This window comes from Mesorhizobium sp. M7A.F.Ca.CA.002.09.1.1, from assembly GCF_003998555.1.
GTDB classification, from domain to species: Bacteria; Pseudomonadota; Alphaproteobacteria; order Rhizobiales; family Rhizobiaceae; genus Mesorhizobium; species Mesorhizobium ciceri.
On the sequence record NZ_RZRR01001203.1, the window covers coordinates 1 to 1,331 of the forward strand.

General features: G+C 64.0%; 2 protein-coding genes. One reads left to right on the forward strand and one right to left on the reverse strand.

The features are described 5' to 3' along the window. A partial coding sequence (locus tag EN994_RS31790) for a M20/M25/M40 family metallo-hydrolase (RefSeq protein WP_127308170.1) occupies nt 1-454 on the forward strand: 454 nt, incomplete at its 5' end. Nucleotides 455-503: 49 nt separating this feature from the next. Here EN994_RS31790 and EN994_RS31795 read toward each other — a convergent pair. Next, nucleotides 504-1,331 (reverse strand): M23 family metallopeptidase (locus tag EN994_RS31795; protein ID WP_164746431.1); only part of this gene is annotated, 828 nt, incomplete at its 5' end.

The window sequence follows — 1,331 nt, forward strand, 5'->3', positions numbered from 1 at the left end:
CGCCTACAATGTCACAGCCGGCAGGGTCACGTTGAAAGGCACCATCCGCAGCGGCAGCGATGCAACCCGCGAGCGGGCCTGGCACCGCGTTCGTACGATAGCCGAGGGTATGGCGACGAGCCACGGCGCGCGTGTCGAGGTCGACATCCACAAGGGCGAACCCGGCGTCGTCAACGATGTCGAGATGACAGAGCTGATTGCCGCCAGCGCCAAGGCCTGCATCGGTGCCGACAACGTCCTCAACACGCCCGGATGGACGATCGCGGACGACTTTGGCTACTACAGCGAGAAACGTCCTTCGGTCTATTTTCGGCTGGGAATCCGGAACGAGGAGATCGGATCGGTCTTTCCGCTCCATCACGCCCGGTTTCGTGTCGACGAGGCCGCGTTGAAGGTCGGCGCGACCACCCTGGTTGCGGCAGCGACGGCGTTTCTGTCTACGGGAGCGCCTTAGTCAGCCATCATGATGGTCATCGGCGCATGGGGCAGGAGCCTGGGATCGCTTACAGATACTGGGCGACCTTCTTGCCGACCGTGAGGAAGCGCAAGGGATCGATCGCTTCGCCATTGTGGCGGACTTCGTAGTGCAGATGCGGGCCGGTCGAGCGGCCGCTGCTGCCGGTCTTGCCGATGACGGCGCCGGCGTCCAGTTTCTCGCCGACGGTCACGTCGATCTCGCTGAGATGCCCGTAACGTGTCGCAAAACCATTGCCATGGTCGACTTCAACCATGCGGCCATAGCCGCCGTTCCAGCCGGCCTTGGTGACGGTGCCGGGCGCCGTGACCTTTGCGGCCATGCCGATCGGCGCCCTGAAATCCATGCCGGAATGCAGTGCCGCGGTGCCGAGGATCGGGTCGGTGCGCACGCCGAACGGGCTGGTGACGGAGTGGCCCGGCGCGGGGTTGGTCAGCGGCAGCTGGCGCGCTTCTTTCTTGAGATGGTCGAGCGCGTCAAGCGCTTCGTCCAATTCCTTGACCTTGCTGTCGAACATCATCGAACTGTCGAGCGGGATCAGCGGTCCGCCGACGTCGCTGTCGCCCTTGCCGAAGTCGCTGTCGACGGGCAGTCCGGCCGCCTCGAGCGCCTGGGTGATGGCATCGGCGCTCTTATAGGCATTGTCGGCAAGCGTGCTGATGCGGGTCAGTTGATCGCTCTCGATGGATTTCAACGACTGGTTGATCGAGACGAAGAGCTTGTCGGCACGATCGGCGGCTGAATCATTGGGCAGCGGATCGGAGCGGGTTGACCACAGCGAGAACGGCCTTGTGTCGCCGGCGCCGAGATCGGCGCTCAGGCTGGCGACCGCATAATTCCGCGCGGGCTCCTTGAT